Consider the following 26,289-nt stretch of genomic DNA (forward strand, 5'->3'; position numbering starts at 1 on the left):
TCAGAGACTAAAAGTCCACGCTTGAATGAAGACCAAAGATCGCTTCATCCTTCACGCGGCGGCCATTATCCCCCACCACGCCGCCGCTGGGGGAGAGGATGCCCTGAATATCGGGCTGAACCAGCAACCAAGGACATGCCTGCCATTGATATGTCAGTTCCAGATGATATTCGTTCCCCTGTGCGATTTCATGAGACCGCCGTTCTGAGCGCGCCAGAATTTTACTGGGGGCACCCACACCAAAACCTAGACCGAGAGAATCATCGGCGCGCTGAAAAGGGGCGTTAAGAACAAGCCCTGCATCTACGGAATACGCAATCTGGTTGCGATCAGCCTCCGCCGTGCCGGTGCCTCGCGCAAAGGCGGAGAGAGTTTCACGCCCCGGCAGTTTTGCTATCACCTGATCCGCCACGGCATAGAGGGCCCAGTTCCCCTTGTGCCGCATTTCAAGAGTCGCCTGATCCGGAAAACGGCCGGTATCGCCATATCCCCCCAGCTTGAAAGTGCCCGCATAAACCGGAGCCTGCGTGCGGTACTGGGCCTCCAGAAACATCAGCGCCCCCGTCCCGAAATGAAAGCGTGTGCCCCCCGGGTCCTGATTCTGGTTCCATGGATCATTTTCGTTAATGAACCCAGCGCCAATAGGGTTGTCATCCCCTACGGACGCCAACACCGTCCAATGATCATCCGGATGGTATTTCACCCTTACAGCGGGCGTGGCCAAAGGGGATGAAGGCCCTTGATCATAAAGGTTATTATCAGGCAGCATCGGCCAGGAAAAAGACGCGTTCAGGAACGTCTGGGCCGTATCGCTCCCCATAAAATCCCGGCTTAAATCCAGCTTGCCAATCCGCACGTCCCCCCGATCATGATCGAACGTCTGATCATAGGCGAGTTCATACAGGCGCAGGTTATCGTCCGCCTCAATGCCGGAAACCTGATTGAACACGTAAAGCGGCTGGTTGCTGAACGGTCTGCCACGAATATCAACGCCGCTGATATTGAATGTACCCAACTTCAGCCCAGTCATACGGCGCAGATCAAGCAACAGCGTTGCCGTAGTCATGCCAATGTAATTATTGGACGGCTGGCTGCCACCAACGGGCACGCCCCAAAATTCGTTCTGGTCATTTACTTGAAAATCAATGCCATAGGATTGCACAGTTTCCCGCAATCCGCCCCACTGGCCTGTCAGCTTGTCCGCAAAAGCATTCCCCTCAGCGCGTACGGGCTCAGCTAGATATCCCTTTGCAACAGCAAGGGCCGCAACCCCCAGAAAGCAGAGCCGCCGAAAAAGGATGCGGTCACAGGAAATGAAGTTTCTCCATCAAATATCCATCAGAGCACACAGGAAGCTAAAACGTCCCTCAGCAGCGGCTCAGAACGTCACACCACCCCCATATGCTCTGCGCACCTATCCCGAAACAGACCGGATGAAAACTGACGGAACCCGGACCCAGCCCCTCAGACCATAGGGACGCAGCCAGCCCCTACCCCAGACCGCCGGCGTTTTTCAGAATATGGAGGAGGTGAAACAAAGGGGAATAACACCTTGACCAGAAAAGAGAACTTATATAGAACAAATCCTTTAAGTAAGGCCGTTTGATTCTGTTTTGAGGTGACCCAAGATGCTGACACGTAAACAGCACAAGCTTCTGCTTTTTATTGATGCACACCTCAAGCAGACCGGCTTTTCTCCTTCCTTTGATGAAATGAAGGAAGCCATGGGCCTCCGGTCCAAATCAGGCATTCACCGGCTTATTTCTGGGTTGGAAGAACGCGGCTTTCTCCGCCGCCATCATCATCGCGCACGGGCTTTGGAAGTCATTCAGCTTCCTGAAATGGCACCTGCGCCTGCGGCCACCCCTACCCCCACAAATGTGGTCCATGCCGATTTCTCACGCCCGGTAGCACAAACCCTCAAGGTCCCCCTTTACGGACGCATTGCTGCTGGCCTGCCAATTGAAGCTATGGCGGAAACAGACTCTTTTCTCGATGTACCACTCACTCTGGTAGGCACCGGGGAATATTATGCGCTGGAAGTAACGGGGGATTCCATGATTGACGCAGGAATCATGGATGGGGACTTCGTTATCATTCGTCGTACAGAGAGTGTCGAAAACGGCCAGATTGTCGTGGCGCTCATTGATGATAATGACGTCACACTCAAACGCCTGCGCCGCAAAGGCAATGCCATTGCTTTGGAGCCTGCCAACCCGAATTATGAAACGCGCATTGTCCCTGCAGAACGCCTGAAAATTCAGGGCAAACTGGCTGGCTTGATCCGCCGATACCACTAATGCCTTGAAGCGACACCCCTCAAATATAAAAGAAGGCCTCTTCTTCTAAAGAGAAGAACCATCAGATCGGAGAGGCTTTTAAGCTCAGCCTGCCCGCCCAATCTCGCAGTGTTAGATTTTTAAGTTGGTTTAAACTTTCATAATCATAAGATTATACGATCTTTTTAAGAATTTGTCTGATCTCTGATATTTTCATTTTAGCCGGACTTATTTTATCAGGCTCCGCCTCTCACATCCGCCCACGATGGTAACGTCTGGGCTATGCCCTCCACACTTTGCGCCGACACGTCTGCTTGAAACGGAATTTCCGCCAGAATACGAACCTTCCCCTTTTCGGTTATGGTCTCCCGGTTCGCCGGATTAAGGGGGCCGTTCAGCACCACGCCCGCCATGGCAATCCCCCGCTGACGGAGCGCTTCAAGACTCAAAAGGGTATGGTTCAGTGTGCCCAGCCCACTCCGTGCCACCAGCACAACAGGCAACCCCCATTGGGCGGCGAGATCACACATCATCAGTGTTTCCGTTGCAGGAACCATCAGGCCGCCCGCCCCTTCAACCACCATTGGCCGTTCAGGCTCCTGCATGCGGAGCGCCAGACTGGCAGGATCAATGGTCACACCCTCTGCTCGCGCCGCCGCTTCAGGCGATAAGGGGGCCTGAAAAGCTCCAGCAGGCGGCAGGCAGTCCTCAGGGGCACAATGCGTCAAAGACAGAATGGTTGGCGTATCACCAGCCTCTTCCGCCAATCCGCTCTGTAGCGGTTTCCAGTAGAGAGCCTCCCATGCCTTGACCAGACAGGCGGAAACAAAGGTTTTACCCACGCCGGTATCCGTGCCGGTGATAAACACACCCGCCCGCGGGGGCTTTTGAAAACACCCATAAGCCAGACGCCATGTCACCACACTCCCCTGCGCATCAAAACGCGCCAGACTGCGCCGTAAAGCCGACAGTTGCATGGGACGGTACCCCGCACGAGGGACGGACGCCCCGGTCTCTTTCAAATGGCGCAGAAAAGCCCGTCCATTACTGAAAGTCTGCACACAGGCTTCAGTCTCCCATCCACCATTGAACAAGGAGGGATACCATTCCCCTATGCTCGCGGCTGAAGGGTAATCAGGCGTACCACTTTCCTCATGTTCCACAGCGCAGGCCGTGCGCCACTCCTGAAAAGTACCATCCATCAAAGTGGAGAGAGCAAGAATTCCGCCCGGAGACAGCAAGCGCCCCAGCCTAGCAATGGCCTGCTGCGGGTGCTCCAGCCACTGAAACACCAGATTGCCGCAAACAATATCAAACGGCCCGCTTACGTCAGGCTCTCCGGCATCCATGATACGGTAACAAAGCCCTTCACCTACCCGCTGCTGCGCGCGTTCCAGCATGTGAGGCGCAATATCCGTGGCAACAATGTCCGCCTGAGGCCATGCATTGCGCAACTTTTCGGTCAGAAATCCGGTGCCACATCCTAATTCAAGAATACGCAGGGGCACTCTCCCCTCCATCCGCTCCTGAAGTTTTTCAAACAGGCGCTGGGCCGCCACCCGTTGCATGGTGGCCGCTCCCTCATATCCCACGGCCCTGTCAAAACGATCCCGAACCAAAGCACGCCGATCTGTATTCTGCCCCATTCTAACCAGCGTCCTTCATAAGCTTCTGGATGTGTGCTGCACAAAATTCAGGATGGGTCAGCGGTAGCATATGCACCCCCTTCTCCTGCCATTCGATTTTTATATCCTGAGGAAAAGCGGCCTTCGTCATACTTGCGGATACAATAGGATCTTCTCCGCCCGCCAAGGCCACCATGCAGGAGGCGTCATGCGCGACAACACGCTCGATCTGCGCACGGACATCCCCCTTCGCCAGCAAGGATAATCCAGCCTGCAACGCTGAAACATGACATGTGGAAGACTCTACAGCCGCCATCCCGCAACGGGCCCGAAAGCTGTTCACAACAGTCCCTGCGTCCCGCGCCAGACCTGCCTGCATACGGGCGAGCACACGTGGCCCTACACCTTGAGGAAAATCCGCACCAGAGGCAAACCGGCCAAATGCATTGATCCCCACAAAGCGACTTCCTGGCGGCCAGTCCCGTTGAGAGAGCAGCCACATCAACCCCATTGAATGCCCCACGCCCAGAATAGGCCTGTCCGCTTCCAGCGCAGTCAGAATCTGCCCATCGTCCCGTTCTCCGGCAGACTTGGCAAAATACCCCAGATCAATCAGATGAGCGGGTGGCAGGTTCAAGTGTGCCAGTACGGGCTGCCAGATTTGCGGACCACAGGCCCACCCATGCACAAAAACCGGCTGCAACGCTGTCATGGATTTTTCTGCACCCCAGATAGAATCGCCTCCGCCAGCGCGTCCACCTGTTCCAGTGTATGATGCGCATGCAGCACCACGCGCAGACGGCACGCTCCCGGCGGCACAGTTGGCGGACGGATGGCCACAGCCAGAAAACCAGCAGCCTCCACATAACGGGAAAGTGCGAGCGCGCTCTCTTCCTCTCCCACTACCACCGGCACAATCTGAGTGGAGGATGGCCCCGTATCCAGCCCGACTTTCTGCATATGCTGCCGGAAATGCTCCGCTAGTCCCGCTACCCGGTTGCGGGCAATCACCATCTCCGATTGAGGCAGCAATTCAAGTGCAGCTTCCACTGCACCCAGCACCATGGGCGATGGCGCTGTGGAGTAAATATAGCCAGACCCACTATTTTCCAGCCATCGGCACACAGCCGAAGAGGACGCGACAAACGCGCCCATTCCGCCCAGCGCCTTGCTGAACGTACCCATAATCAGATCAGCCTGACCGTCCGCCAGACCTTTCCCGCCTTCCCCCAGAATGCCAGTTGCGTGCGCCTCATCCACACAAAGAAACGCATCATTCTGGCGGCAGACTGCACCCAGAGCAGCGATATCCGCCCGGTCTCCATCCATGCTGAACACGCTTTCCGTCAGCACAATACGCAGGCCCGGCTCATTCACTTGGTGAAGCAGGGCTTCAAGATGGCCAACATCATTGTGCCGAAACCGAAGCGGCCGCACACCTGCCGCAGCACACCCTTGATAAAGGCTGGCATGAATTAGTTTGTCCGCCAGCACAACGGGAGGCGAGCCCGTAACCGCAAGAGACAATCGTGCCAGCGCAGGCACCAACGTGGCATTGGCCTGCCAGCCGGAAGAGAGAATACAGGCTGCTTCCATGCCTTTCAGGCGCGCCAGCCGTTTTTCCAGCGCGACCGCGCCCGAGCACGTGCCCGCCACCAGACGGGAGGCACCAGAACCCGTACCAAACCGCCGCCCCCACAGAACTGCACGCTCCTGCAACAGCGGATGCCTGCGCAAGCCGAGATAGTCATTTGAGGAGAAATCGACCAGAACAGCACCGTCCGCCCGTTCCAGAAGACCATGGCCTGCCGGATTCAGCGCGCGTGGCGTGCGAAGACGCCCCTGCTCAGCCAATTTCTCCAGCCCCTGCTGGAAAAGATGATCAAACCGCGTCATGAGAAGACTGGTGCCGGAGGCCGGGCCGCCGGTCAATCACCCAGCAGGAGAAGAACCAGAATGTCTGCGTCCGCCAGCCGTCCCAGCTCATCCACACAGCAGATGCCACAGTGGTACGAGGACGGCCTGCCCCACATCTGGCTCCCTTATTCCCAAATGAAGACAGCCTCAGCTCCGTTGGCTGCCGTCCGCACCCATGACACACGCATAGAACTTGCAGATGGCCGAGAACTGGTGGATGGCGTGGCAGCATGGTGGACGGCCTGCCACGGCTATAATCACCCCCATATTCGCGCAGCGGTTAGCGCTCAGCTTGCTGCCATGCCGCACATCATGTTCGGCGGCACAGTGCATGAACCCGCTCTCAGGCTTGCAGCGCGCCTCTGCGCCATGCTGCCGGGAGATCTGGAACGGGTTTTCTTTACCGATTCCGGGTCAGTCTCTGTTGAAGTCGCCATGAAAATGGCCATTCAGTATCGGCTGAACAAAGGCGAGACAGGCCGCACCAAACTGCTGGCCTTCAAGGGTGGCTACCATGGAGACACCTTGGCGACCATGGCGGTCTGTGACCCTGAAGAAGGCATGCACCACCTCTATGGCTCCGCGCTGGCCGAGCATATTATCGCTCCTCTGCCACAGGATGAGGCCAGCACCGCTGAATTTCTGCGCCTGCTGAAAAACCATGCTCACGAGCTAACAGCCATCATGACCGAACCTCTGGTGCAGGGGGCCGGCGGCATGCTGTTCCACAGTCCGGAGGTATTGCGCACCCTACGCAAGGCCGCCGATGACCACGACCTGCTGCTGATTCTGGATGAAATTTTTACCGGCTTTGGCCGCACAGGCAGCATGTTCGCCTATGAGCAGGCCGGAATCGTGCCGGATATTGTCACCCTCTCCAAAGCGCTCACAGGCGGCACGCTGGCGTTGGCCGCCACCGTGGCCCGCCGCCACGTATTTGAAGCGTTTCTGTCTGACAACCCTGAGCATGCGCTGATGCATGGGCCCACCTTCATGGCCAATCCGCTTGCCTGCGCCTGTGCCAATGCCTCTCTTGATCTGTTTCAAACCGAGCCCCGGCTGGAGCAGGTTCAGGCCATCAACGCTTTCCTGACGGACGCACTGGAACCCTGCCGCACCTTACCGGGGGTAAAGGACGTTCGCACATTGGGCGCTATTGGCGTGGTGGAACTGGAAAAAATTGCCAATCCAGATGCGCTGCGTCAGCGCTTTATTGCGGAAGGTGTATGGATACGTCCGTTCCGTTCCATCATTTATCTCACCCCCGCCTTCACCATGACACAGGCAGACCTGAAAACCCTGACGGACGCCATCTACCGCGTCCTGTCCAGCTAGGAGAAAAACCCATGCGCCTCCTGCTTCCTGAGAAGCATCCGACCACCAGATGGAGCCATAGCGGAGCAGGACTGGGGCCTCTTGATCATACTGTGAAGGGGCGACCTGAAATCAGCAGCAGAGCTGCCGGTAAGGCTCAAGTTTTTTCGAACAGAAAAATAACTCGAATACCCGGCACGAGGGAAAAACAGGCAGAAAACCGTGCTCCAACTAACGCAAAAACGCACGCTCGAGAGCAGACTTGCAGCTTTCTCAAATCTGCCTTTTTATAAGACCCCAAAAACCAACAAAGACACTCAAAACACGCTTGAATAGTCTGTCCTACAGGGCAAAGCTTTTTGCTTGGAAGTTTTCCGCTTCTGCGGCTTCACTCCCCACTTTCTCTGCCGCAACTCGTCTCTTACGCAAAAATCTGGCCGAGCTTTACGTTCCCCTGCCTTCTTTCACGCTAACCCCAGAGGGCAGCAGCTTCATCATCCGTGTCACGCGCTTCGACCCACCTTTTGCGACCATCCGTAAACCGCTCACATTTCCAGAACGGTGCGCCGGTTTTCAGACGATCAATTAGAAACGAAGTGGCCTGAAGAGCCTCGGCGCGATGCCCGGACGCCGTGCCCACAAACACAATGGGTTCCCCCACGCGCATGGTGCCCACGCGATGAATAACCGTGCAGCCCAGTAAGCTGAAACGGCTCCCGGCCTCTTCCGCCAGCGTTGTCAGCACCTTTTCAGTCATGCCGGGGTAATGTTCCAAGGTCAGGCTTTCCAGCCCGTCCCCTTGCGCGCGCACCTGCCCCATGAACACGCTCATCCCGCCAACATTTTCAGATATCTGGGAAAGGCGCTCCATCTCTCCTGCCAAATCAAACGCAGCAGTCTGAACCACAACACGTATCATTAGAGATCATCCCCCCGTCATGGGTGGAAAAAACGCCAGTTCATCACCGGGTCTTACACTATCCTGAAAGCTGCCAAGCGCCTGATTGATCGCCACTCTAATCCGTGGGGTCTGCTCAAACAGATCATTCAATGCAGCATCCCGAGCACGGAGAGCCGAAAGGAGAGTGGCTACGCTCTCCCCCTCGGCAGAAACGGTCGCCGTTTCCTGCTCCCGGCCCAGTTGCTCGCGCAGGGAAGCAAAATAGAGAATGGTCACAGTGGCCACCCTGCTTTCTCCTTTTCTGCAATCCTCCGTCACACTCCTGAACGGTTTAGTGAGCAGGCGGGGATATCGTTTTTTTGGATTGAACGGTGCTAACCGACCCATCCGGGTGGATAAGTGTTACCGTTCCATCTCCGTTCGGAATTTCAATGGTCGAAGCCGTTCCGCGCTGCACGCCATATTTATCGGCGGCATCAGGTTCAGCATCAGGCAGTTTACCATGCGGCTCTTTAACCGGGGAACTTCCCTCGGGCACGCTGACACTCATTTCGCCGCCGTCCTGCAACTGCGGTCCGCTCTCGCCCATGCCACCACCAAGCACTGTGCCTATGCGGTCTTTTTCAACATCTTCAAGCGTGGGCAACGGAGCAGGAGGGCCCGGCCAGATATCACCACCCTGCGGCAAAATCGGGGTTTCAGCGGTGGAGTACCCATGTACCCGCCGCATGTTCAGATCTTCTCCCGCCGGAGAATTGGGGTTCTCTCCCGGCAGAGTCGCAGTATCGGAAATATATTTCCCAAACCCGGAACATCCGCTCAAAACCAGACAGGCTCCCAGTAGAGCAGCTTTCCGCATCATCTGACTCCGCTAACCATGACGTTGCACAGGCAAATCAGCGATGCCCGCTGTAGCGACACTGTGCCAGAGAAAGGTAAATAACGGTTTGCGGAGGGGATACAAGCCAATGCCTTCATTTTGAGACAATTATGCAACAGGCCACCCTTGGTTGAACCAGGTATCACCCACAGTCACCCGTTACAGGTCCACATGCCGCAAACCTGTGGTGAGATAATCCCAGCCGGTGATCAGGGTCAGGGCTGCGGCAATCCAGAGCAGAACGGAGCCAATCAGCGCCACGTGCAGCCATGGCATACCAAGCAGCATACCCGTACCATCCCCAGCCAGCAAAAAGCCGATGGCGGTCATCTGAAAGCCGGTTTTCCATTTAGCCAGTCGCGTTACCGGCAGACTGGCCCGGCGCTCCGCTAGATATTCCCGCATGCCGGAAACCAGAATTTCCCGACACAGAATAACAATGGCGGGCCAGAGGCTGAGGTAGGGAAGCCGGGCAAAGCCTGCCAGAACCATCAGGCAGGCCCCCACAAGAAGCTTATCGGCAATGGAATCAAACATTCTGCCGAAGTCTGAAAGCTGGTGCCGTGAACGCGCCAGCTTGCCGTCAAAATAATCCGTAATGCCTGCCAGAATAAACAGCACGCAGGCCGCAGCATCAGTCTGCGGCGTTCCCCATGCGGCAAAAACCACCACTATGGGAATCGCCACAATGCGCGATATCGTCAGAACATTCGGCAAATCTGTCAACATTGGCGGGAGACTAGCCTATTTCCCGCCCGGCTGAAATGGTTTCTGGCACCGCGTTCATGCCACTCACCCAGAAACGTAGCGCAGCCCTGCCCTTCACGTCAGTTTGGCGTCCAGTCTGGATGAAAATGCCCATACACGGCCCGCGCTGTTTCCCGATTGATGCCGGGTGCCGATTCGAGTTCTGATAGCCCTGCCTGCTTTACGCCCCGGGCCGAACCAAAAACATTCAGCAGCATGCGTTTCCGCGCTGGCCCCACCCCCGGAATATCATCCAGCTCGGATGTCACCAGCGTTTTGGAACGCCCTGCCCTATGGGTTGTAATGGCAAAGCGATGCGCTTCATCGCGTAGCCTTTGCAAGTAGTACAGAACCGGATCACGCGGATCGAGCTGAAACGGCTCGGCATCGCCAGTATGAAACCACTCGCGCCCGGCATCCCGGTCCGGCCCCTTGGCAATGCCCACCAGCTTCACCCCTGTCACGCCCAAATCATCCAGCACGGCTCTTACGGCAGAATACTGCCCGGCTCCGCCGTCAATCAGCAGCACGTCAGGCCAGTTGGATAGATCGCCCTCAGCGGCTTCCTTCAATGCGCGGCCAAAGCGGCGCTCCAGCACCTCACGCATCATCGCAAAGTCATCCCCCGGCGTTACCGGACCTTTGATCAGGAATTTGCGATAGGCTCTGCGATCAAACCCTTCCGGGCCGCCCACAATCATGACCCCGTAAGCATGAGACCCCATGATGTGGCTGTTGTCATACACCTCAATCCGCTGGGGCGGCGCATCCAGCCCGAAGACCGTCGCAACACCCTCCAGCAGTTTGGCCTGCCCGGCGGTTTCGGCCAGCTTACGGTGCAAGGCATCCCGTGCGTTCGCCACAGCATGATCCAGCACCTGCTTTTTCTCGCCGCGCTGGGGAGAGAGGATTTCCACCTTCCGCCCCCGCTTGAGGGAGAGAGCCTCACTCAGCAGGAGTTCTTCCGGCAAGGGATGATTAACCAGCACCTGCGCCGGGCATGGCTTGTCATCATAAAACTGCGCAATAAAGGCGGAGAGTACATCTCCCGGCTCCTCATCCTTGGTGTGAGCCGGAAAGAACGAACGGTTTCCGTTGTTTCTGCCGCCCCGGATGAAGAACACCTGAATACAGGCCTGCCCCGCTTCCTGCCAGATGCCAAACACATCCGCATCATGCAGGGACGCCGGGTTAATCACGCTCGATTCCTGCATCTGCGCCAACGCCCGAATACGATCCCGCAGCATGGCGGCCCGTTCAAAGTCCAGCGCTTCCGCGGCCTTGTGCATTTCGCTGCTCATCTCTTCCCGCAAGGCCATATCCTTGCCGGAGAGAAACTCCCGCGCCTGTTCCACCAGCCTAGCGTAGGAGGGCTGGTCGATACGATCCACACAGGGGCCGGAACAGCGTTTGATTTGATACAGCAGGCAGGGCCGCGTCCGGCTGTTGAACACCGCATCCGTGCAGGAGCGCAGCAGAAACACGCGCTGCAACAGGTTGAGCGTCTGGTTCACAGCCCAGGCCGAAGCAAATGGGCCCCAGAGGCTCGCCCCCTTCACGGGCTTTCCCCGGTGCTTGGCCACCTGCGGGAAAGGATGTCCGTCTGTCAGCATCAGCCACGGATAGCTTTTGTCATCCCGCAGCAGAATATTGAAGCGGGGCTTCATGCGCTTGATGTAGTTGGCCTCAAGCAGCAGGGCCTCGGCCTCGGTATGGGTGGTGACAATCTCCATGGAGGCTGTCTCGGACACCATACGCCGCAGCCGTTCAGGCAGACGCGCCACCTGAGTGTAAGACGTTACACGCTTTTTCAGCGCCAGCGCCTTACCCACGTAAAGCACATCCCCTTTCTCGCCCAGCATACGATACACGCCCGGCGAAAGCGGCATGGTCTTCAGGGCATTCCGGATCACCTCCACACCTTTGGGTCTGGCAGCCGACACCTCCACAGCCGCAGGCACGCCTACGGGCACATCATTTGAAGAAATGTCAGTTGTCATCAGGCGCTCTTCCGAGAAATCAATTTCATCCACCGTTTCTGTGGATAAGTTTGTGGAGTACCGGGCTCATCGCCCCTGAAACCCGCAGATTTCCAGCCCCCTCAACGCTTTGCATATTTTTTAGACACACAACCCAAACCCTTGATTTACAAAGGGTTTATAAAAGGACATTTGAGGAGGAAACGTGCGTTTCAGAGATTTTGTTGAAAATAAAGGAAGTCAAGGGAGGAAGTGGACAAATTGTGCAGAAATCTGTCCACCGTGGTTTTTACGCAGTGATCGCGCTTTGTTCCGCAACCTCTTCCGCCTTCTTCAGCAGCCGCATGAAGTTTCCACCCCAAAAAGCCGCGATCTCGCTGCGGTCATAGCCGCGACGCAGCAATTCTTCTGTCACGTTCACGCCCTGCGTGGCGTTCTGCCAGCCTTCAATTGCGCCACCACCGTCAAAATCGGAGGATATCCCCACATATTCCGGCCCAATGCGCTTCACCACATAGTCAATATGGTCCACAAAATCCGCAACATTGGCGGTACGCGGGCCATCCCCTTCCCGTGGCTTCAGGAACGCAGGCATAGCCGTGATCTGAATCACACCACCGCTTTCCTTCAACGCATCAAGCTGCTCATCATCCAGATTGCGCGGATGATCACACAGCGTGCGTACACAGGAATGGCTGGCCACAACCGGCACAGCGGACACCTGCACCGCCTGCAACATAGTGGATTTGGCAGAATGTGACACATCCACCAGCATCCCCAGCCGGTTCATGTGGGCGATGGCATCCCGCCCTACAGCAGAGAGGCCACCATGCCGCTCCGGCTTGTCGCCCAGGCTAGGGCGATGCACGGCCGCATCGGCCAGCGCATTATGCCCATTATGCGTAAGCGTAACGTAGCGTGCGCCCTTCGCGCGAAACTGTGCCAGTAGCGCGGGGTCGTCTCCCATCGCGTAGCCGTTTTCCACGGCAGGCACCACCGCCAGCGCGCCCTCTGCCTGCGCTGCAAGCATGTCCGCCACAGTCGAGCAGACGCGTGCTGTCACACCATTCTGCGTGCCTTGCATACGGTTGATGGCATCCAGCATGGCCAGACATTGCGCCTGAGCCTCGGCGTGACCTTTTTCCGTCACCGGCCCCTGCCCGATATAGGCCACAAAACACCCGGCAGACATGCCGCCCTGCTGCATTTTCGGAAGATCAACCCTGCGGGTTTCCGTGTCCACAAAGGCATCACCCTGATCCGGCCACGGAATATCAATGTGGCTGTCCAGCGTGAAAAGCGCGTTATGAAGCGCACGCGCAGCAGAAGAAGCGGAAGGTTGGCTCACCGGAGCCGAAGAAGGAAGCGTCATGCTGCAGAAATGGTCCCATATGCGATAAATGCAAGGCGCACGCCCTGCCGGTTTTGTTTCCAAAGACTGTTTGAAAGTTCAGCAGCACAACGGCTGGCGCGGAACGATACACGCCAGAGAGACCTGACAGACTTTTCAAACACCTTCCCTACTATGTGCCGAATTTCACTTGCCCCGCAAACCGGGATGCGCAATGCCGTTGGGCATGCGACTTGTAACCTGGAACATCAACTCCCTCCGTCTCCGCCTGCCAGTGCTGGAAAAGCTGGACGCCACCCTCGCGCCAGACATCATCTGCCTGCAGGAAACCAAAGTGCCAGACCCTCTTTTTCCGGCAGATGCATTGCGGAACATGGGGTTTGAGCACCTCCACTACAAAGGGATGAAGAGCTACAATGGCGTGGCCATCCTCTCGCGCCATCCCATTACGCCGCTTGAAAAACTGCCGGACTGGCATGGCAAGGAAGACTGTCGCCACATAGGCGCGCAGGTGCATCTGCCAAGCGGCCCTGTCGAACTGCACGATTTTTACGTGCCGGCAGGCGGCGATATTCCTGATCCCGAAACCAATCCGAAATTTGCCCACAAGCTCGCCTTTGTGGAGGAAGTAACCGAGTGGTTCACCACCCGCAAACGGGACCGGACTGTGCTGGTTGGGGATTTCAATATTGCCCCACTGGAGCATGACGTCTGGAGTCACAAGCAGCTTCTGAATGTGGTCAGTCACACACCACCAGAAACGGAACGCCTGAATGCGTGGCTGAATGTGGGTTTTGTTGACGCCATGCGCCACTTTGTCCCTGCCAGCGAGAAGCTGTACACATGGTGGTCCTACCGTAACCGGGACTGGAAGAAATCCAACCGTGGCCGCAGGCTGGACCATGTCTGGATTACGCCTGACCTTGTGCCAGACCTCACCGGCATGACCGTCGTGCGTGAAGCCCGAGACTGGGATACCCCGTCTGACCACGTGCCTGTGATTGTCGATTTCAGTCTGTAGCCATTGCTTGAACGCCTGCGGATAGGGATTGGTGCAGGATTTCGAGGGTGAGAAAGCGGATATAAAGGACACGGGCCCAATCTGCCGGGAGGGAAACCTCGCGCAATTTCAACCGCCAAACGCATTCAACAGCCCAAAAGACCCACCACGCCGCCTACTGGGTCTTTCAAGCAGTCATTCACGAGACGCGTTAAAAAGTCAGACGTTGAAAGAGCGTGTTCCTGTGCACGCCTGACTATGTTGTCTTTAGCCATCTCCGTCACACGCTGCCGCGCGGCGGAAAGACCTCTTTTTTATCCTAAAATGCCGCGGCAGCCTTTATTTCCATACTTTTGAAACAGGCTCCAAAAAGAAAACAGGGCTGCTGGCAATCAAGCCACGACATAAAACGTCTCTGCCAGTTTTGCTCCGCTTCCCAAGCAACTGCCTCGCTTAATAACGGTACTGCCAAAGCAGGCCCACGCTGCTGCCCGGATCATTTTCCGGCGTGGTAAAGCCCGTTACGTTTCCGCCGGTGCCGACGGTGGTGTTCAGCTTGAGGTGTTTTGTCAGATCCACCTGCACCTGTGCCTGCGTGCCTGAGCCAGAGGTTGCCTGCTTGGCTCCCACATAAACACCCTTCATTACGTATTTCCCGGCTTCCACCGTTGTTCCACCGTTGCCCACACCAGACCCGCCGCCAATGGCCAGACGGTCCAGATGCAGGGTTTTCCGCAATGTGCCCATCGGATCAAATGAGGTCATGCCAGTCAGCGTCGCCAGCGCTGTTCCCAGTTCCACCATCTGCGTGGAAGAAAGGGAGTGGGCATCCGTGCCAAACAGCAGCATGGCCAGCACCTGATCCTGAGGTAGCGGCGGGTTGGAGACAAAGCTGATCTTGGGGGCACTGGCATATCCCCCCACCTTGAGCATGGCGGTCTCACCATTCACCACACGGTCGGCTTCAAAATCCAGAGTGGGGTCAAGCTTGTGGCTCACACCACTCCCGTTGAAAGCCACGCGCCCCTTGGTGAAGTTAAGAGAGATCCCGGCGAGGTCAAAGTTGCCGCGCTTCAGGTCAAACCCGCCGGTAACCTGCGGTGCCTGCGCTGTGCCATTCACTTTGAGCTTGCCTGCCATTTCGGCATCAAGCCCATGCCCACGGACGAAGAATTTACCCGGCGATGTCACTGTCAGGTCCAGCCCGATGACAGCCGCCTTGGTGTCGGCTGTAGCCTCCTTGGGTTCCGGCGGTTTGTCACCAGGGCGAACCACATCAAGACGCGCCACGGAAGACGGCAGGGAGTTGGGGATGTTAATTTCCACCCGTGGCAGGGATATACCTCCCACAACATCCATACGGGTACTTACCTGCCCGCGTATGGCGATATCCGCGTTCATGACGGCTGTCAGCAGATCGCTGGAAATGGGCCGTGCGTTCTTGGCCGTAATATGCATGTCAATCGGCATGCCCGGCGCCATGACACCCACAGACCCTGTAACGCCGAGCGTGCCTTCACCCGCCTTGGCTGTCAGGTTCTGGATGACGACATTCTCGTGCGAGCCGACAACCCGGCCATTGATCTCCGCCAAATGAACGCCCTGAGCAAAATCCTGAAAATCCGCATTATGCAGATCAACTGTGCCCGTCACGTTGGGGGACGCCATGGTGCCAGCCACCTGCATGGCAAGCTGCACATCGCCTTTGGCCTGCCGCGCCTGCGCACCCAGCACCCCATTGGCAATGGCCAGATCAAGATGCCCGTCAGACCGCAGATTGATCGGCCCTGTTTTGGAAAGCGGAGCCGTGCCAGCCACAGTCAGCGCCAGCTTCGGCCCCGCCGCTGCCTTTACGTTCACCTTCGCGGCTGTCCCGGCCAGATCGGCCTGCGCATCCACACTTAACGCCGGAATGGAGGCTGCTGCACTGCTGCCATCCATTCTCAACCCGCGCCCGGTCAGATGCACCTGTCCTGTCGGCCGATCCATGCTGCCCGCAACCTTGGCCTGAAGGGAAAGATCACCCTGCGCATGAACATCCGGCGCAAATGGACGCGCCAAAGCAGGCGTCACGTGCCGGATATCTGCCGTAACGGACAGTGTGGGCTTGATGCGCCCTGCCACATCCAAGGTGGCGGGTTCGGCCCCACGCGTGCTGAGAGTAGCACGCAGACGGTCCACCCCCATTGTGTCGCCAAAGGAAACCAGTGCGGGTGCCAGCAGCTTGAGGGATTCTTCCTTGGCGGTTGCCGCCAGTTTCTGCACCTTCACCTGCTTTGCAGGCAGATTAAGCAATGCCGCCGTATCCAGAGACAACGGACTCCCTGACCAGCTTGCCGGACCAATCTGCGCTGTCAGCGCCATGGCGTTGTCTGGCCCTTTGGCCGTTACCCGCGCCTGCCCTGTAACACCCGCAGCAGAGAGACCGGCCAGCTTCAACGTCAGATCCGCATCTGGATGCGCGGCAGGGTCACGCACCGTGCCCGCCAGCGCCAGAGACCCGATTTTAGCCTGAGCAGTTGAGACGTTGCCGTCCAGCTTCAGCGCTACCTGAGGTTTCTCACCCACCTGCGTGGTCTGAACAGACGCTGCCAGTGCCCCGGCAATCTGCTGACCAATCAGGTTTCTGAAATCTGCCAGCCGCCCGATTTTGAGGGTTAAATTCCCTAACGGCACAACCTCACCCTGTGGCAGCGAGAGATCACCCGCCCCTTGCAGGCTGTTCCAGGAGAGTTTTTTCAGATCAAGCTGGCGCGCGCCTTTTTCATCCTGCGCAAAGGCCGCATCCAACACCAGAGGCGCTTTATCAACTGAGCCGTTTGCCGTCAGCGTGCCTGTGGGCGCAGAGGGAAGATGCGTCAATGCGGCATCCAGCACAACGGGGCCACGCGGCATGGTGGCAGTGCCGGGATCACCTTCCATATGGAGGGTGGCGGCAAAGTCCTGCATCAGCCCTTTGGCATTCAGCGCAAGGGTCAGTCCGCCACGCAATGACGGCAGCGCCTTGCTCAGGTCCGGCAACGCCAAGGTGGAGGCAACATCCATATCATGGCCGGTATTCACCCGCCCATGCGCTGCCAGATGCAACGCCTGCCCGTCCACAGCCAGCTTGGTGATATCTACCTGTTGCCCGCCAGAACTTTCTGCCTTTTCGGCCTTCGCTGTGGCTTTGTCTGTTTCAGGCTTATGAGGCGTCTCGACAGCAACCTTGCCAGCCCCATGATCCGTTGCTGCTGGCTTCACACCGTTCTGCGGCGCAGCCAGTTCCGGGCCATTATCCTTCTTGGGAGCCGTTTTTTCCGAACTCCCTTCCGGCTGCACCATTCCGGGTTCCAACGGGCGAAGCGTTGTGACAAGCGAGAACGTTCCCTTCGGACCAATCAACCCGACTGCCTGTGGCTGGCCACCCGTAATAACCAAGGTGCCATCCGCACTGACATGCGTATCACCCGTCGCTTTGGCAGGAAGATCAAACGCGGCTTTCATGCCCATCTGCCCTTGCAGGGGCGTATTGCCCATCTGCCCGAAAGGACGCAGATCAGGGAGCGCCAGTTCCAGCGTGCCGCGCTGTGGCGCGGCTGTCATCACATTGCCGGTCAAATGCAACAGCGGGTGCGACACATCCAGTACCAACGGCCTGCCATCCGCCTGCGGAGAAATTGTAGCATCCAGTTGCACCGGGGCACTGGCCAGCAAGGTGGGGGCGGAACCCGGAAGCCGCACACCATCCGCCGTCATAACCAGATGCATCTGGTCCGCTGCGCCGGGGTGACCGCTCTGCCCGGTAAAGGCAGCCTTCAACGTGCCGACTCCCGCGCCAGATGCCACAAGCCGGTCTATCTGGAGGGAGCCGGTCCCATCCGGCTGGCTCATCTTGCCTTTTAGCTGTGTCACCAGATGAATGGCGTCCCACCCCAGATCAGGACGCAAGGCCAGCTTGGGCGCATCCAGTTGCGCCCTAAGGCTGCCGAGTTTTTCACCCAGCAGATCAAGCACACCGTCCGCCTTGGCGGTAATCGGCCCTGCTCCGGCAGAAAACGCCAGAACCGCAGCGTTTGTTGGCCCTTTGATATCCAGAGAGAGCGCAAGCGGGGTCAGTTGCGGCATCTGCAGTTTGGTGGCTGCAAAGCCATCTTTTCCTTCCTTGGCGTCCAGATGCAGGCCCAGCTTGCCGCCGCCCGTAGTGGTGGCCAGATCAATCTGCCCCTCTGCATCAAGCCGCTTCACACTCAGCGCAATGTCCGATCTGGGCAAGGATGGCAGCGTCAGCCCATTCAGCACCGGATCAATGGACGATAACCGCCCGTGCCCTGCCAGCGAGAAACTGGCTGCGGTTCCCGCCAGTGGGGCGCCCACGTTGATCCGCCGCACGGCAAGATCCTGAATATCGATCCCCAACCCCAGACTGGATTTACTGGTGGATGGCTTGGCCGGGGCTGCCTGTGTGTCAGACACCGGCAGACGCGGGATATCCAGCTGATCCGCCTTGATCGCGTAAATGCGGGCCGTACGCCCAACCAGACTTAAAGGAGACCAGTTAAGGTCAATATTCTTCAGCGACAGCCACACGCCCTGCTTATCGCGCAGCGCAATGGAATCCAGATGGAAATTATCAGGAAACCGGCCTGAAAGCCCGGAAAGCGCCACCATCCCCCCGGTGAGGGAAGTTGTCTGCTGCATCAGCAACCGTCGACCCGGCCCGGTATTGGCGCCAACCAGAATAACCCCAACCGCCAGACCTGCCACGCCAGCCAGAACGCCAACTGTCAGCCCGGCAATGCGCCCTGCACGCCGCAAAGCGCTGCGGCGCGGCGGTGCGGGCATATCCCCATCCTGCCCCGCCATCAGAACGTTTCTCCCAGCCCGATATAAAGGTCCCACTTGTCCCCACGATGCGGACGGTTGAGCGGAACCGCCACATCCACGCGCACCGGGCCAATAGGCGTGTAGTACCGAACGCCACCGCCCGCACCCACGCGCAGAGTGCCTGTAAAGGGAGAACTGCTGCTGCCCACCTGCCCGGCATCCACAAACCCGGCCATACCAAAACTCTTGAACAGCCTCTGCCGGTATTCAACCGTGCCTGCATCCAGCGAAGTACCGCCGATAGCGTAGCGGGTACGGCCATATTGCGGCCCCACGCCCTGCCAGCGATACCCGCGCACGGTGGCGCTGCCACCCGCGTACATGCGCTGGTCTGGTGGAATATCGTAGGTTCCAGCGCCCTGAATACTGCCAATGGTCCCGCGAATAGCCAGAATACTGCGCCCCGGCTTGCTGATCCCCAGATGTTTGAGGTCAAAATAATACGAGGCAGACGCATTCATGATCGTGAAGAAAGACGTGCCACTCCCCTTGCTCCCCAAGGAGATGGAAGGCGAAATATTCACGTTGGCACGCACACCATGAGTGGCAGGTTCAATGGGGTTCCCAACTTCCGTATTATCAAAGGTCGCGCCCAGAGGCAGAGAACCGATGGTGTAATCACGCGTCACGCCAAACTGTTCAATCTGCTCCTGCTCTCCGGCCACCCCGAAATTGACATTCCAGTAGCGGTCAATCTGGCGCGTAATCCCGGCGCGCACCAGAAAAGCCGTCTGCCGGTAGGACCAGAACAACTGCCGCAAGGCCTCAACACGCACGCTCAGATTCTGCTTGCGACTATAAAAACCGGGTTTGAAGAAATCTGCATACACATCATACCCCAGCCCCTGCTGGGCAGACCCACCCAGACCGGTAACCAGTGCCGTCAGCTTCAGCCGTTCCGCATTGCCCAGCAGATTGTAGTGGGTCCATGTCACGCCGCCACGCACCCCCAGATCTGTTGAATACCCTGCTTCCGCCCCAACAGAACGGCGCTTGGCTTCCTGAAATGTAAAATCAAGCGGCATGGTGCCGTTTACTGGCTGTGTTGCCCCATCCTTGACCGCCACGTTGGAAAACACGCCCAGAGAGGTCAGATCCTGTCGGGCTGCATCAATTTTGGATGGCTGGTAAAGCTGGCCTTCTTTCAGCGTCAGTTGTCGCCTTACAAAAGGCTCCCGCACCCGTTTGAGGCCAGACACATCAATCCGGCCCACATTCAACACTGGCCCGGGTGAGACAGGATACACAACATCCAGCGTGCGGGTTTGCGGGCGCAAATAGGCCTGCGGCTTGTCCACCTGCGCCAGCGCATGGCCATCTTCCCGCAGGGCATCCAGCAGCGTGCCTCCGGCCCCCAGCACCGTCTCCGCTTCGGCCGCATCCCCTGTTTTCAGGGTGAACGCGGCTTTCTGCTCAGGTGTCAGCTCCGCCGGACCATTGGTTTTTTCGTCAACCAGCTTGACCGAGCCCAGATGGTAAAGAGGGCCTTTTTCTACCGAGATATCGGCAGTCACCTTCTCATTGGCGGGAACCGATTCAATCCAGTTGGAAAGTGCCGGAGACTGGCCATCCATCACCACTGCGTCTTTGTCCTTGGCGCGGTGAAGGGTGATTTTTACCGTTCCTTCGTAATACCCATAGCTTTCCAGCGCGGATTTCAGGCGGTCATACTCATTGCGCACGCGCCCGGCCAAGGCAAAAGGCCCCACGGCATGCGTCCCCTGAAGGCCCAGCAGATCAGAAGATGATTTCAGCGCCGTATCCAGATCAGCCTGCCCGGTGGGCTTCAGGTTGGTCACATAAGCCTGCGTTTCCGCTGCCCAAGACCAGCCTCCCGCCGCCACACCCCACAGGGAAAAACCAACAACCACACGATTCGCCGTCAGCACGAGTCCGTTCAGGATGCCTCTACCGCTCATCCTCACCCGTTTCTTTCCGCCTGCCGTTGCACCGTTGCCGCCACTTTCTCATCTGTGTTTTTTCAAGGTCTGCATTGCTCCATGCCGTATCACCATGACGAAAATACGGTCAGTCGCACAGCACAGTCCAACAGAATGGGTCTTTTCGCCTTTGTGCCATCTCCGCTCCAGAATGCGAAGCACGATTGTCCACCTCCACAAGTTCGCGTTATGAAAGCCGCATGGTTTTTCATTCCTGTTGCCTGAGCAAAACCTGCCACCCTGTGGCAGGGGCAAGAACATGACCCGCGCTCGCCCTGCGCCAAAGCGCTCTTCTGCTCCTTCCGGCCCTACCGATCCCGCCGCCCTTTCGCCCCTTCCTGTCTGGGCGGAGCGGCTCTGCACGCTCTCTGCCAATATCCGTGGCAGCCTGCGTCTGGGCGGGATCGTGTTCTGGGTGCCGCTTTCAGTCGGGTTTGAAGCGTGCCTGCTTCTTGTTCCGGGCACGGCAAAAATCAGATGGACGCGTGTCATCTGGGGCGTGCTGTGCAAACTGCTGGGTGTGCGTATCCGGGTAGTGGGCAAACGGGCGGGCACGGTTGGCGGCCTACGCGCCCGCAAAAGGGGTGAGCGACCCGTCATTTACATCTCCAACCATTCTTCATGGCTGGATGTGCCCATTCTGGGGACGATTCTGCCTTCCGTCTTTGTTGCCAAAGGCGACATTGAAAACTGGCCCATCATGGGGCTGGTCTCCAAAATCGGGCGTACCATTTTTGTCAGCCGCCAGCGCAGCACAACAGGCCGCGAACGCGATCAGATGATTCGTCGCATGGTGGAGGGTGACAATCTGGTGCTGTTCCCAGAGGGCACATCATCTGATGGCTCACGCGTGCTACCCTTCATGTCCGCCTTCTTTGCCATCGCCAAACTGCCCAAACTGCGTGATGGCATGGACAAATCACTCCTGCCCATCACGTATGAACCGGGCATGACACCCATTATCCAGCCCGTGTCCGTGGTGTATGACAGGCTGGAGGGCTTACCCGTCCAGCGCCTGCGTCGGCCCGTGTTTGCATGGTATGGAGACATGGATCTCGGCCCGCACCTCTGGCAGATGGTGCAGTGGAAATCCCTTCAGGCCAGCGTGATCCTGCACGAACCGCTAGACCCGGAACTGTTCCCCAGCCGCAAGGCTCTGGCTCAGGCCGCGTGGCACGCTGTGGCCAATGGCGCAGCAGAACTCCGCCAGAATGAAGAAGGCAGCACGCAACCCGGTCGCTGTGATCCTGCCGAGCTTCCGTGCAATAAAACAGGATTTCTCAAACGTCAGCTTGACAGAGTGGCCTCCAGTTTTGCTTCATACAGAAACAGGCACTGAGCAGACGAAAAAACGGCTGCTCCACATGCAGGAATACCCTGCGGAAGGAGGTCTCTCCTGTCGGTTTCAGAACACAGAACTCTGGCACGGATATCCTTGATGTGAGAAAAGAGGCTTGACCTCGGACGCTGTCCGCCTGATTTCCTCCCCCTGCCGTATGGAATGGGCCTGCGGCACGCCGGAGCCCCTGTTGTCATGACTGGATCGACCACCGCCCTGTCTCCCTCTCGCCGCGGCCTGCATGTCATCACATGGGGCTGCCAGATGAATGTGTATGACAGCGCCCGCATGAGCGACGTGCTGCGCCCGCTGGGTTACCAATCCGTGGACGCGCCTGAAGCTGCGGACATGATTATCCTCAATACCTGCCACATCCGTGACAAAGCGGCGGAAAAGGTATTTTCCGAGCTTGGCCGTCTGCGCAAAATCAAGGAAGCCCGCAAGGAAGAAGGCGCGCAGACCATTATTGCCGTGGCTGGCTGCGTGGCACAGGCCGAAGGGCAGGAAATTCTGACCCGTGCCCCTTACGTGGATATCGTGCTCGGCCCGCAGACCTACCATCGCCTGCCGGAAATGGTGGCCCGAGCCGCCCGTGCTGGCGGTGCGGTCATTGATACCGATTTCCCGGCAGAACAGAAGTTTGACTTCCTGCCAGATGCAGCCGCACCGCAGACACCGGGCAACTACACTGCGTTCCTCACCATTCAGGAGGGGTGTGACAAATTCTGCTCCTTCTGCGTGGTGCCTTACACCCGGGGCGCCGAAAGCAGCCGCTCCGTGGCCTCCGTTCTGGCCGAAGCCCGCCGGATGGCGGAAAGCGGCGTGAAGGAAATCAGCCTGCTGGGCCAGAACGTGAACGCCTATCATGGGGAAGGCCCGGATGGTTCCGTCTGGGGGCTGGCACAGCTTGCAAACGCGCTGGCAACCATTCCCGGCCTCTCGCGTATTCGGTACAGCACTTCGCACCCGCGTGATATGGATGACGCCCTGATCAACGCCCATCGCGATTTACCTGCGCTTATGCCGTTCCTGCATCTGCCAGTGCAGTCCGGCTCTGACCGCATCCTGCGGGCCATGAACCGTGGCCACACGGCTGACGAGTATCGGGACATTGTGCGTAAGCTGCGTGAGTTACGGCCTGATCTGGCCCTTTCCTCAGACTTCATTGTCGGTCATCCGGGTGAAACGGATGAAGATTTTGAAGCCACCATGCAACTGGTGCGGGATATTACGTTCGCGCAGGCTTATTCTTTCAAATACTCCCCTCGTCCAGGCACGCCTGCCGCAGGAGCCCCTCTTCAGGTGCCGGAGGATGTGAAGGACGCTCGCCTGCAGGCGCTTCAGGCCCTGCTCCGCCAGCAGCAGGATGCCTTTAACGCTGCCTTGGTGGGGCAGACCGTTCCCGTGCTCTTTACAGGGGAAGGCCGCAAACCGGGCCAGATTACAGGGCGTTCCCCCTGGCTCCAGCCCGTTCATATTTCTGGCCCGCGTCATCTGATCGGTCAGGAACTGCCTGTCAGAATTACTGAGCGCCTGACCAATTCACTGGGGGGCACTTTGGTAGAGGAGACCGTGTACGCTTGAACACAACGCACCAGCCCCTTTCAGCCCCGCCCCCTGTTTCCGGCTCTGGTGACCCGGAAAAACCGCTAACGCTGTTGTTTGAAGACAACACGCTACTGGCCAGACTGGTGGGAGATCATGACCGCCACCTGCGGCATCTGGAAGAAGGGCTGGATGTGCAGGTGGCACGGCGCGGCAACCGAATCTCCATAAAAGGGGCCGCACCCCACACAGCATTGGCCCGCACAACGCTCAGCACCCTGTATCAGAAACTCGCCTCCGGTGGTGCTGTAGACGTTAGCGCAATAGATGCGGTTATCCGCATGACCCGCCTGCATGAAACCATAAGGCAATCTCCTATGCGGCCATCCGATACAGAAACCATTGCCCCTGCATTCCTCCCCACTGAAGGGCTGCCAGCCCTTAAAATGCGGCATGGGGTGATCGAACCCCGCTCCGCCGGGCAGGCCACCTACATGAAGGCGCTTGCCAACAAGGAACTGGTGTTTGGCATCGGCCCGGCGGGAACAGGCAAAACCTATCTGGCCGTTGCGCAGGCTGTGGCCATGCTTCAGGCTGGCTCGGTCGATCGCATCATTCTCTCCCGGCCTGCGGTAGAGGCTGGTGAACGTCTTGGCTTTCTGCCTGGAGATATGAAAGACAAGATCGACCCGTATCTGCGCCCGCTTTATGACGCTCTGCACGATATGCTGCCGGGCGATCAGGTCATGCGGCGCATGGCAGCGGGTGACATTGAGGTCGCCCCCCTCGCCTTCATGCGCGGTCGCACTCTCTCCCACGCCTTTGTTATTCTGGATGAAGCGCAGAACACCACCATCGCGCAGATGAAGATGTTCCTCACCCGTCTTGGGCCAGGCTCCCGCATGGTGGTAACGGGCGATCTTACCCAGATTGACCTGCCTTCCGGCACCACCTCCGGCCTGAAAGACGCCATTGAAACACTGGCGCACGTGCGGGGTGTCACCATATCTCGCTTTGAAGCAGCAGATGTTGTGCGACACAGACTGGTCGCCCGCATTGTTGAAGCGTATGATGCAAAAGCGACGGCTAACAGGGAGACCTCCCGCAATAAGGGCCGTCAGGAGAACAATGGAACCGCCAAGTAGCAGTAGTCACGTTCAGGCTCAGGACGTGACTTATGGGGAAAGCCCTGTTTTTGCAGAGTCTTTCCCCTCCTCCGCCTTTGAAGAGGCGCCTGAAGTCCTTGTTGAGGACAGGCGCTGGCGCAGTTATGTCGCCGCCCCCGAAAAACTGGTCTGGCGTGCGCTTGCCGCCTGCACGGATTACGGAAGGCAGCCCGGCAGCGTGGTGTTATCCACGGACCGTGTTGTCAAACGGCTGAATGGCGAACATCGCGGCAAATACCGCCCCACAAATGTGCTGACTTTTGAACCTCCACCCGGCATTCCGGGAGGAGACATCATCCTTGCGCTGGAAACGGTGGTGCGGGAAGCCCAGAAGGCTGGCCGCCCGGTAAGCCACCATCTTGCGCACCTGATCGTGCATGGAAGCCTCCATCTGGCAGGCTATGATCACCACCACGCGGGGGAAGCGCGAGAAATGGAAATGCTGGAATCCCGTCTGCTCTCCCGGCTGGGTGTTCCCAACCCGTGGAAGCCGCGATCATGAGCGAACACGACACCACGCAAGAAAGCCCGCAGAGCCGTGGGGGGCTGTTTTCCTTCTTCAGCCGCAAGAAGAATGCCCCCGGCCTGCGCAGTTCCATTGCCGCCCTTGTGCAACAGGCTGCCGACGAATCTGAAGAAGAAACAGCAGATGGCGAAAAGCCGGAACTGGATCGTCAGGAACGAGCGCTGATTGCCAACATTCTGCGCCTACGCAACATATCAGCAGATGATGTGATGGTCCCGCGCCCTGATATTGTGGCCATGTCCGTCTCCATCAGTCTGGACGATGCACTGGCCATGATGCGGCGGGAAAACCATTCCCGCATGCCCGTCTATCGGGACCAGTTGGATGATATTGTGGGCATGATCCATGTGAAGGATCTGATCGCCTATGTGGGCACCAGTGAAGCCTTCAATCTGGAAGCCCTGCTGCGCCAGCCCCTTATGGTTGCGCCACAGATCCCCGTGCTGGACCTGATGCTGCAAATGCGCCAGCGCCAGACCCATATGGCGCTGGTGATTGATGAATATGGCGGCATTGATGGTCTGGTGACCATTGAAGACCTGATTGAAACCATTGTGGGCGACATTTCGGACGAGCATGACGAGCCCGCCGCTACCTTGATTGTGGAACGGCCCGATGGGTCATTTGATGTGGACGCCCGCTGCCCGGTGGAAGAGTTTGAACGCCAGATTGGCCCGATTCTTACGCCCTCGGAAAAAGAAGCCGAGATCGAAACCATTGGCGGCCTCGTGTTCCGTATGGCAGGGCATGTGCCCACTCGCGGCGAAGTTCTGACGCACGAGAACGGCTATGTCTTCCGCGTTCTTGATGCGGACGCCCGCCATATCCGCCGTGTAAGGCTGCGCAAGCTGCCAAATGCGCCGGAAAAGCCCGCTGGCAACGGCCAGAACACAGCGCAAGAATAAAGAACGGGT

20 protein-coding genes are annotated in these 26,289 nt (G+C 58.0%); 8 read left to right on the plus strand and 12 right to left on the minus strand.

Features of this window, described 5'->3' with window-relative positions:
- Positions 1-7: 7 nt before the first annotated feature.
- Positions 8-1,162, minus strand: a complete 1,155-nt coding sequence (locus tag QWU00_RS00715; protein ID WP_150395581.1) for a carbohydrate porin — start codon at positions 1,160-1,162, stop codon at positions 8-10.
- Positions 1,163-1,628: 466 nt separating this feature from the next.
- Here QWU00_RS00715 and lexA point away from each other — a divergent pair, with 466 nt between their 5' ends.
- Entirely contained in the window at positions 1,629-2,300 is a 672-nt protein-coding gene (lexA, locus tag QWU00_RS00720) for a transcriptional repressor LexA (protein WP_035381741.1), read from the plus strand.
- A 215-nt stretch (positions 2,301-2,515) separates the two neighbouring features.
- Here lexA and bioD read toward each other — a convergent pair whose 3' ends face one another.
- The 3 genes from bioD to QWU00_RS00735 are packed head-to-tail and all read right to left on the minus strand — an operon-like array spanning position 2,516 to position 5,800.
- The gene (gene bioD, locus QWU00_RS00725) at positions 2,516-3,925 is read right to left on the minus strand and encodes a dethiobiotin synthase (RefSeq protein ID WP_035381740.1); all 1,410 of its coding nucleotides are present in this window, start codon (positions 3,923-3,925) and stop codon (positions 2,516-2,518) included.
- 1 nt (position 3,926) lies between these two features.
- Positions 3,927-4,616, minus strand: coding sequence for an alpha/beta fold hydrolase (locus tag QWU00_RS00730; RefSeq protein ID WP_035381737.1), 690 nt, complete (start codon positions 4,614-4,616; stop codon positions 3,927-3,929).
- Positions 4,613-5,800 carry an aminotransferase class I/II-fold pyridoxal phosphate-dependent enzyme gene (locus QWU00_RS00735; protein ID WP_035382010.1) on the minus strand — a complete coding sequence of 396 codons (1,188 nt, stop codon included), beginning with the start codon at positions 5,798-5,800 and terminating at the stop codon, positions 4,613-4,615. Before QWU00_RS00735 ends, QWU00_RS00730 begins: the two co-directional genes overlap by 4 nt.
- A gap of 60 nt (positions 5,801-5,860) precedes the next feature.
- Between QWU00_RS00735 and QWU00_RS00740 the strand changes: the two genes are divergently transcribed.
- Positions 5,861-7,156 (plus strand): adenosylmethionine--8-amino-7-oxononanoate transaminase, encoded by a 1,296-nt coding sequence (locus QWU00_RS00740; protein ID WP_081939117.1) that lies wholly within the window; start codon positions 5,861-5,863, stop codon positions 7,154-7,156.
- 448 nt (positions 7,157-7,604) lie between these two features.
- On the opposite strand, the gene QWU00_RS00745 is transcribed toward QWU00_RS00740, so the two are convergent.
- The 6 genes from QWU00_RS00745 to QWU00_RS00770 all read right to left on the minus strand — a co-directional run bounded on the left by QWU00_RS00745 (position 7,605) and on the right by QWU00_RS00770 (position 13,014).
- Positions 7,605-8,054: a molybdenum cofactor biosynthesis protein MoaE gene (locus QWU00_RS00745; RefSeq protein WP_035381734.1), complete on the minus strand. Its 450-nt coding sequence runs from the start codon at positions 8,052-8,054 to the stop codon at positions 7,605-7,607.
- Between the two features lie 6 nt (positions 8,055-8,060).
- Positions 8,061-8,321, minus strand: coding sequence for a molybdopterin converting factor subunit 1 (gene moaD, locus QWU00_RS00750; protein WP_035381733.1), 261 nt, complete (start codon positions 8,319-8,321; stop codon positions 8,061-8,063).
- 46 nt (positions 8,322-8,367) lie between these two features.
- Complete coding sequence (locus tag QWU00_RS00755) at positions 8,368-8,895, minus strand: hypothetical protein (RefSeq protein ID WP_035382007.1); 528 nt, start codon at positions 8,893-8,895, stop codon at positions 8,368-8,370.
- Between the two features lie 180 nt (positions 8,896-9,075).
- The gene (gene pgsA, locus QWU00_RS00760; RefSeq protein ID WP_006558424.1) at positions 9,076-9,645 is read right to left on the minus strand and encodes a CDP-diacylglycerol--glycerol-3-phosphate 3-phosphatidyltransferase; all 570 of its coding nucleotides are present in this window, start codon (positions 9,643-9,645) and stop codon (positions 9,076-9,078) included.
- 98 nt (positions 9,646-9,743) lie between these two features.
- A complete protein-coding gene (gene uvrC / locus QWU00_RS00765) occupies positions 9,744-11,666 on the minus strand; it encodes an excinuclease ABC subunit UvrC (RefSeq protein ID WP_081939128.1) in 1,923 nt (640 codons plus the stop codon).
- 265 nt (positions 11,667-11,931) lie between these two features.
- Positions 11,932-13,014, minus strand: a complete 1,083-nt coding sequence (locus QWU00_RS00770) for a dipeptidase (RefSeq protein ID WP_052051512.1) — start codon at positions 13,012-13,014, stop codon at positions 11,932-11,934.
- Positions 13,015-13,207: 193 nt separating this feature from the next.
- On the opposite strand from QWU00_RS00770, the gene QWU00_RS00775 reads away from it, so the two are divergent.
- The gene (locus tag QWU00_RS00775; RefSeq protein WP_035381731.1) at positions 13,208-14,014 is read left to right on the plus strand and encodes an exodeoxyribonuclease III; all 807 of its coding nucleotides are present in this window, start codon (positions 13,208-13,210) and stop codon (positions 14,012-14,014) included.
- A 432-nt stretch (positions 14,015-14,446) separates the two neighbouring features.
- Here QWU00_RS00775 and QWU00_RS00780 read toward each other — a convergent pair whose 3' ends face one another.
- Positions 14,447-18,838: a translocation/assembly module TamB domain-containing protein gene (locus tag QWU00_RS00780; protein ID WP_052051494.1), complete on the minus strand. Its 4,392-nt coding sequence runs from the start codon at positions 18,836-18,838 to the stop codon at positions 14,447-14,449.
- Positions 18,838-20,763 (minus strand): autotransporter assembly complex protein TamA, encoded by a 1,926-nt coding sequence (locus QWU00_RS00785; RefSeq protein ID WP_035382000.1) that lies wholly within the window; start codon positions 20,761-20,763, stop codon positions 18,838-18,840. Before QWU00_RS00785 ends, QWU00_RS00780 begins: the two co-directional genes overlap by 1 nt.
- A gap of 295 nt (positions 20,764-21,058) precedes the next feature.
- On the opposite strand from QWU00_RS00785, the gene QWU00_RS00790 reads away from it, so the two are divergent.
- The 5 genes from QWU00_RS00790 (at position 21,059) to QWU00_RS00810 (ending at position 26,280) form a co-directional block, all read left to right on the plus strand.
- A complete protein-coding gene (locus tag QWU00_RS00790; protein WP_035381729.1) occupies positions 21,059-22,138 on the plus strand; it encodes a lysophospholipid acyltransferase family protein in 1,080 nt (359 codons plus the stop codon).
- Between the two features lie 162 nt (positions 22,139-22,300).
- Positions 22,301-23,722 carry a tRNA (N6-isopentenyl adenosine(37)-C2)-methylthiotransferase MiaB gene (miaB, locus tag QWU00_RS00795; RefSeq protein ID WP_035381727.1) on the plus strand — a complete coding sequence of 474 codons (1,422 nt, stop codon included), beginning with the start codon at positions 22,301-22,303 and terminating at the stop codon, positions 23,720-23,722.
- A complete protein-coding gene (locus QWU00_RS00800; RefSeq protein WP_166443771.1) occupies positions 23,719-24,828 on the plus strand; it encodes a PhoH family protein in 1,110 nt (369 codons plus the stop codon). The genes miaB and QWU00_RS00800 overlap by 4 nt, the downstream gene beginning before the upstream one ends.
- Positions 24,812-25,351 carry an rRNA maturation RNase YbeY gene (gene ybeY, locus QWU00_RS00805; protein ID WP_035381726.1) on the plus strand — a complete coding sequence of 180 codons (540 nt, stop codon included), beginning with the start codon at positions 24,812-24,814 and terminating at the stop codon, positions 25,349-25,351. The genes QWU00_RS00800 and ybeY overlap by 17 nt, the downstream gene beginning before the upstream one ends.
- Positions 25,348-26,280 carry a hemolysin family protein gene (locus tag QWU00_RS00810; protein ID WP_035381724.1) on the plus strand — a complete coding sequence of 311 codons (933 nt, stop codon included), beginning with the start codon at positions 25,348-25,350 and terminating at the stop codon, positions 26,278-26,280. The genes ybeY and QWU00_RS00810 overlap by 4 nt, the downstream gene beginning before the upstream one ends.
- The last annotated feature ends 9 nt before the right edge of the window (positions 26,281-26,289 follow it).

The organism is Acetobacter tropicalis (genome assembly GCF_030644465.1).
Classification (GTDB): Bacteria; Pseudomonadota; Alphaproteobacteria; order Acetobacterales; family Acetobacteraceae; genus Acetobacter; species Acetobacter tropicalis.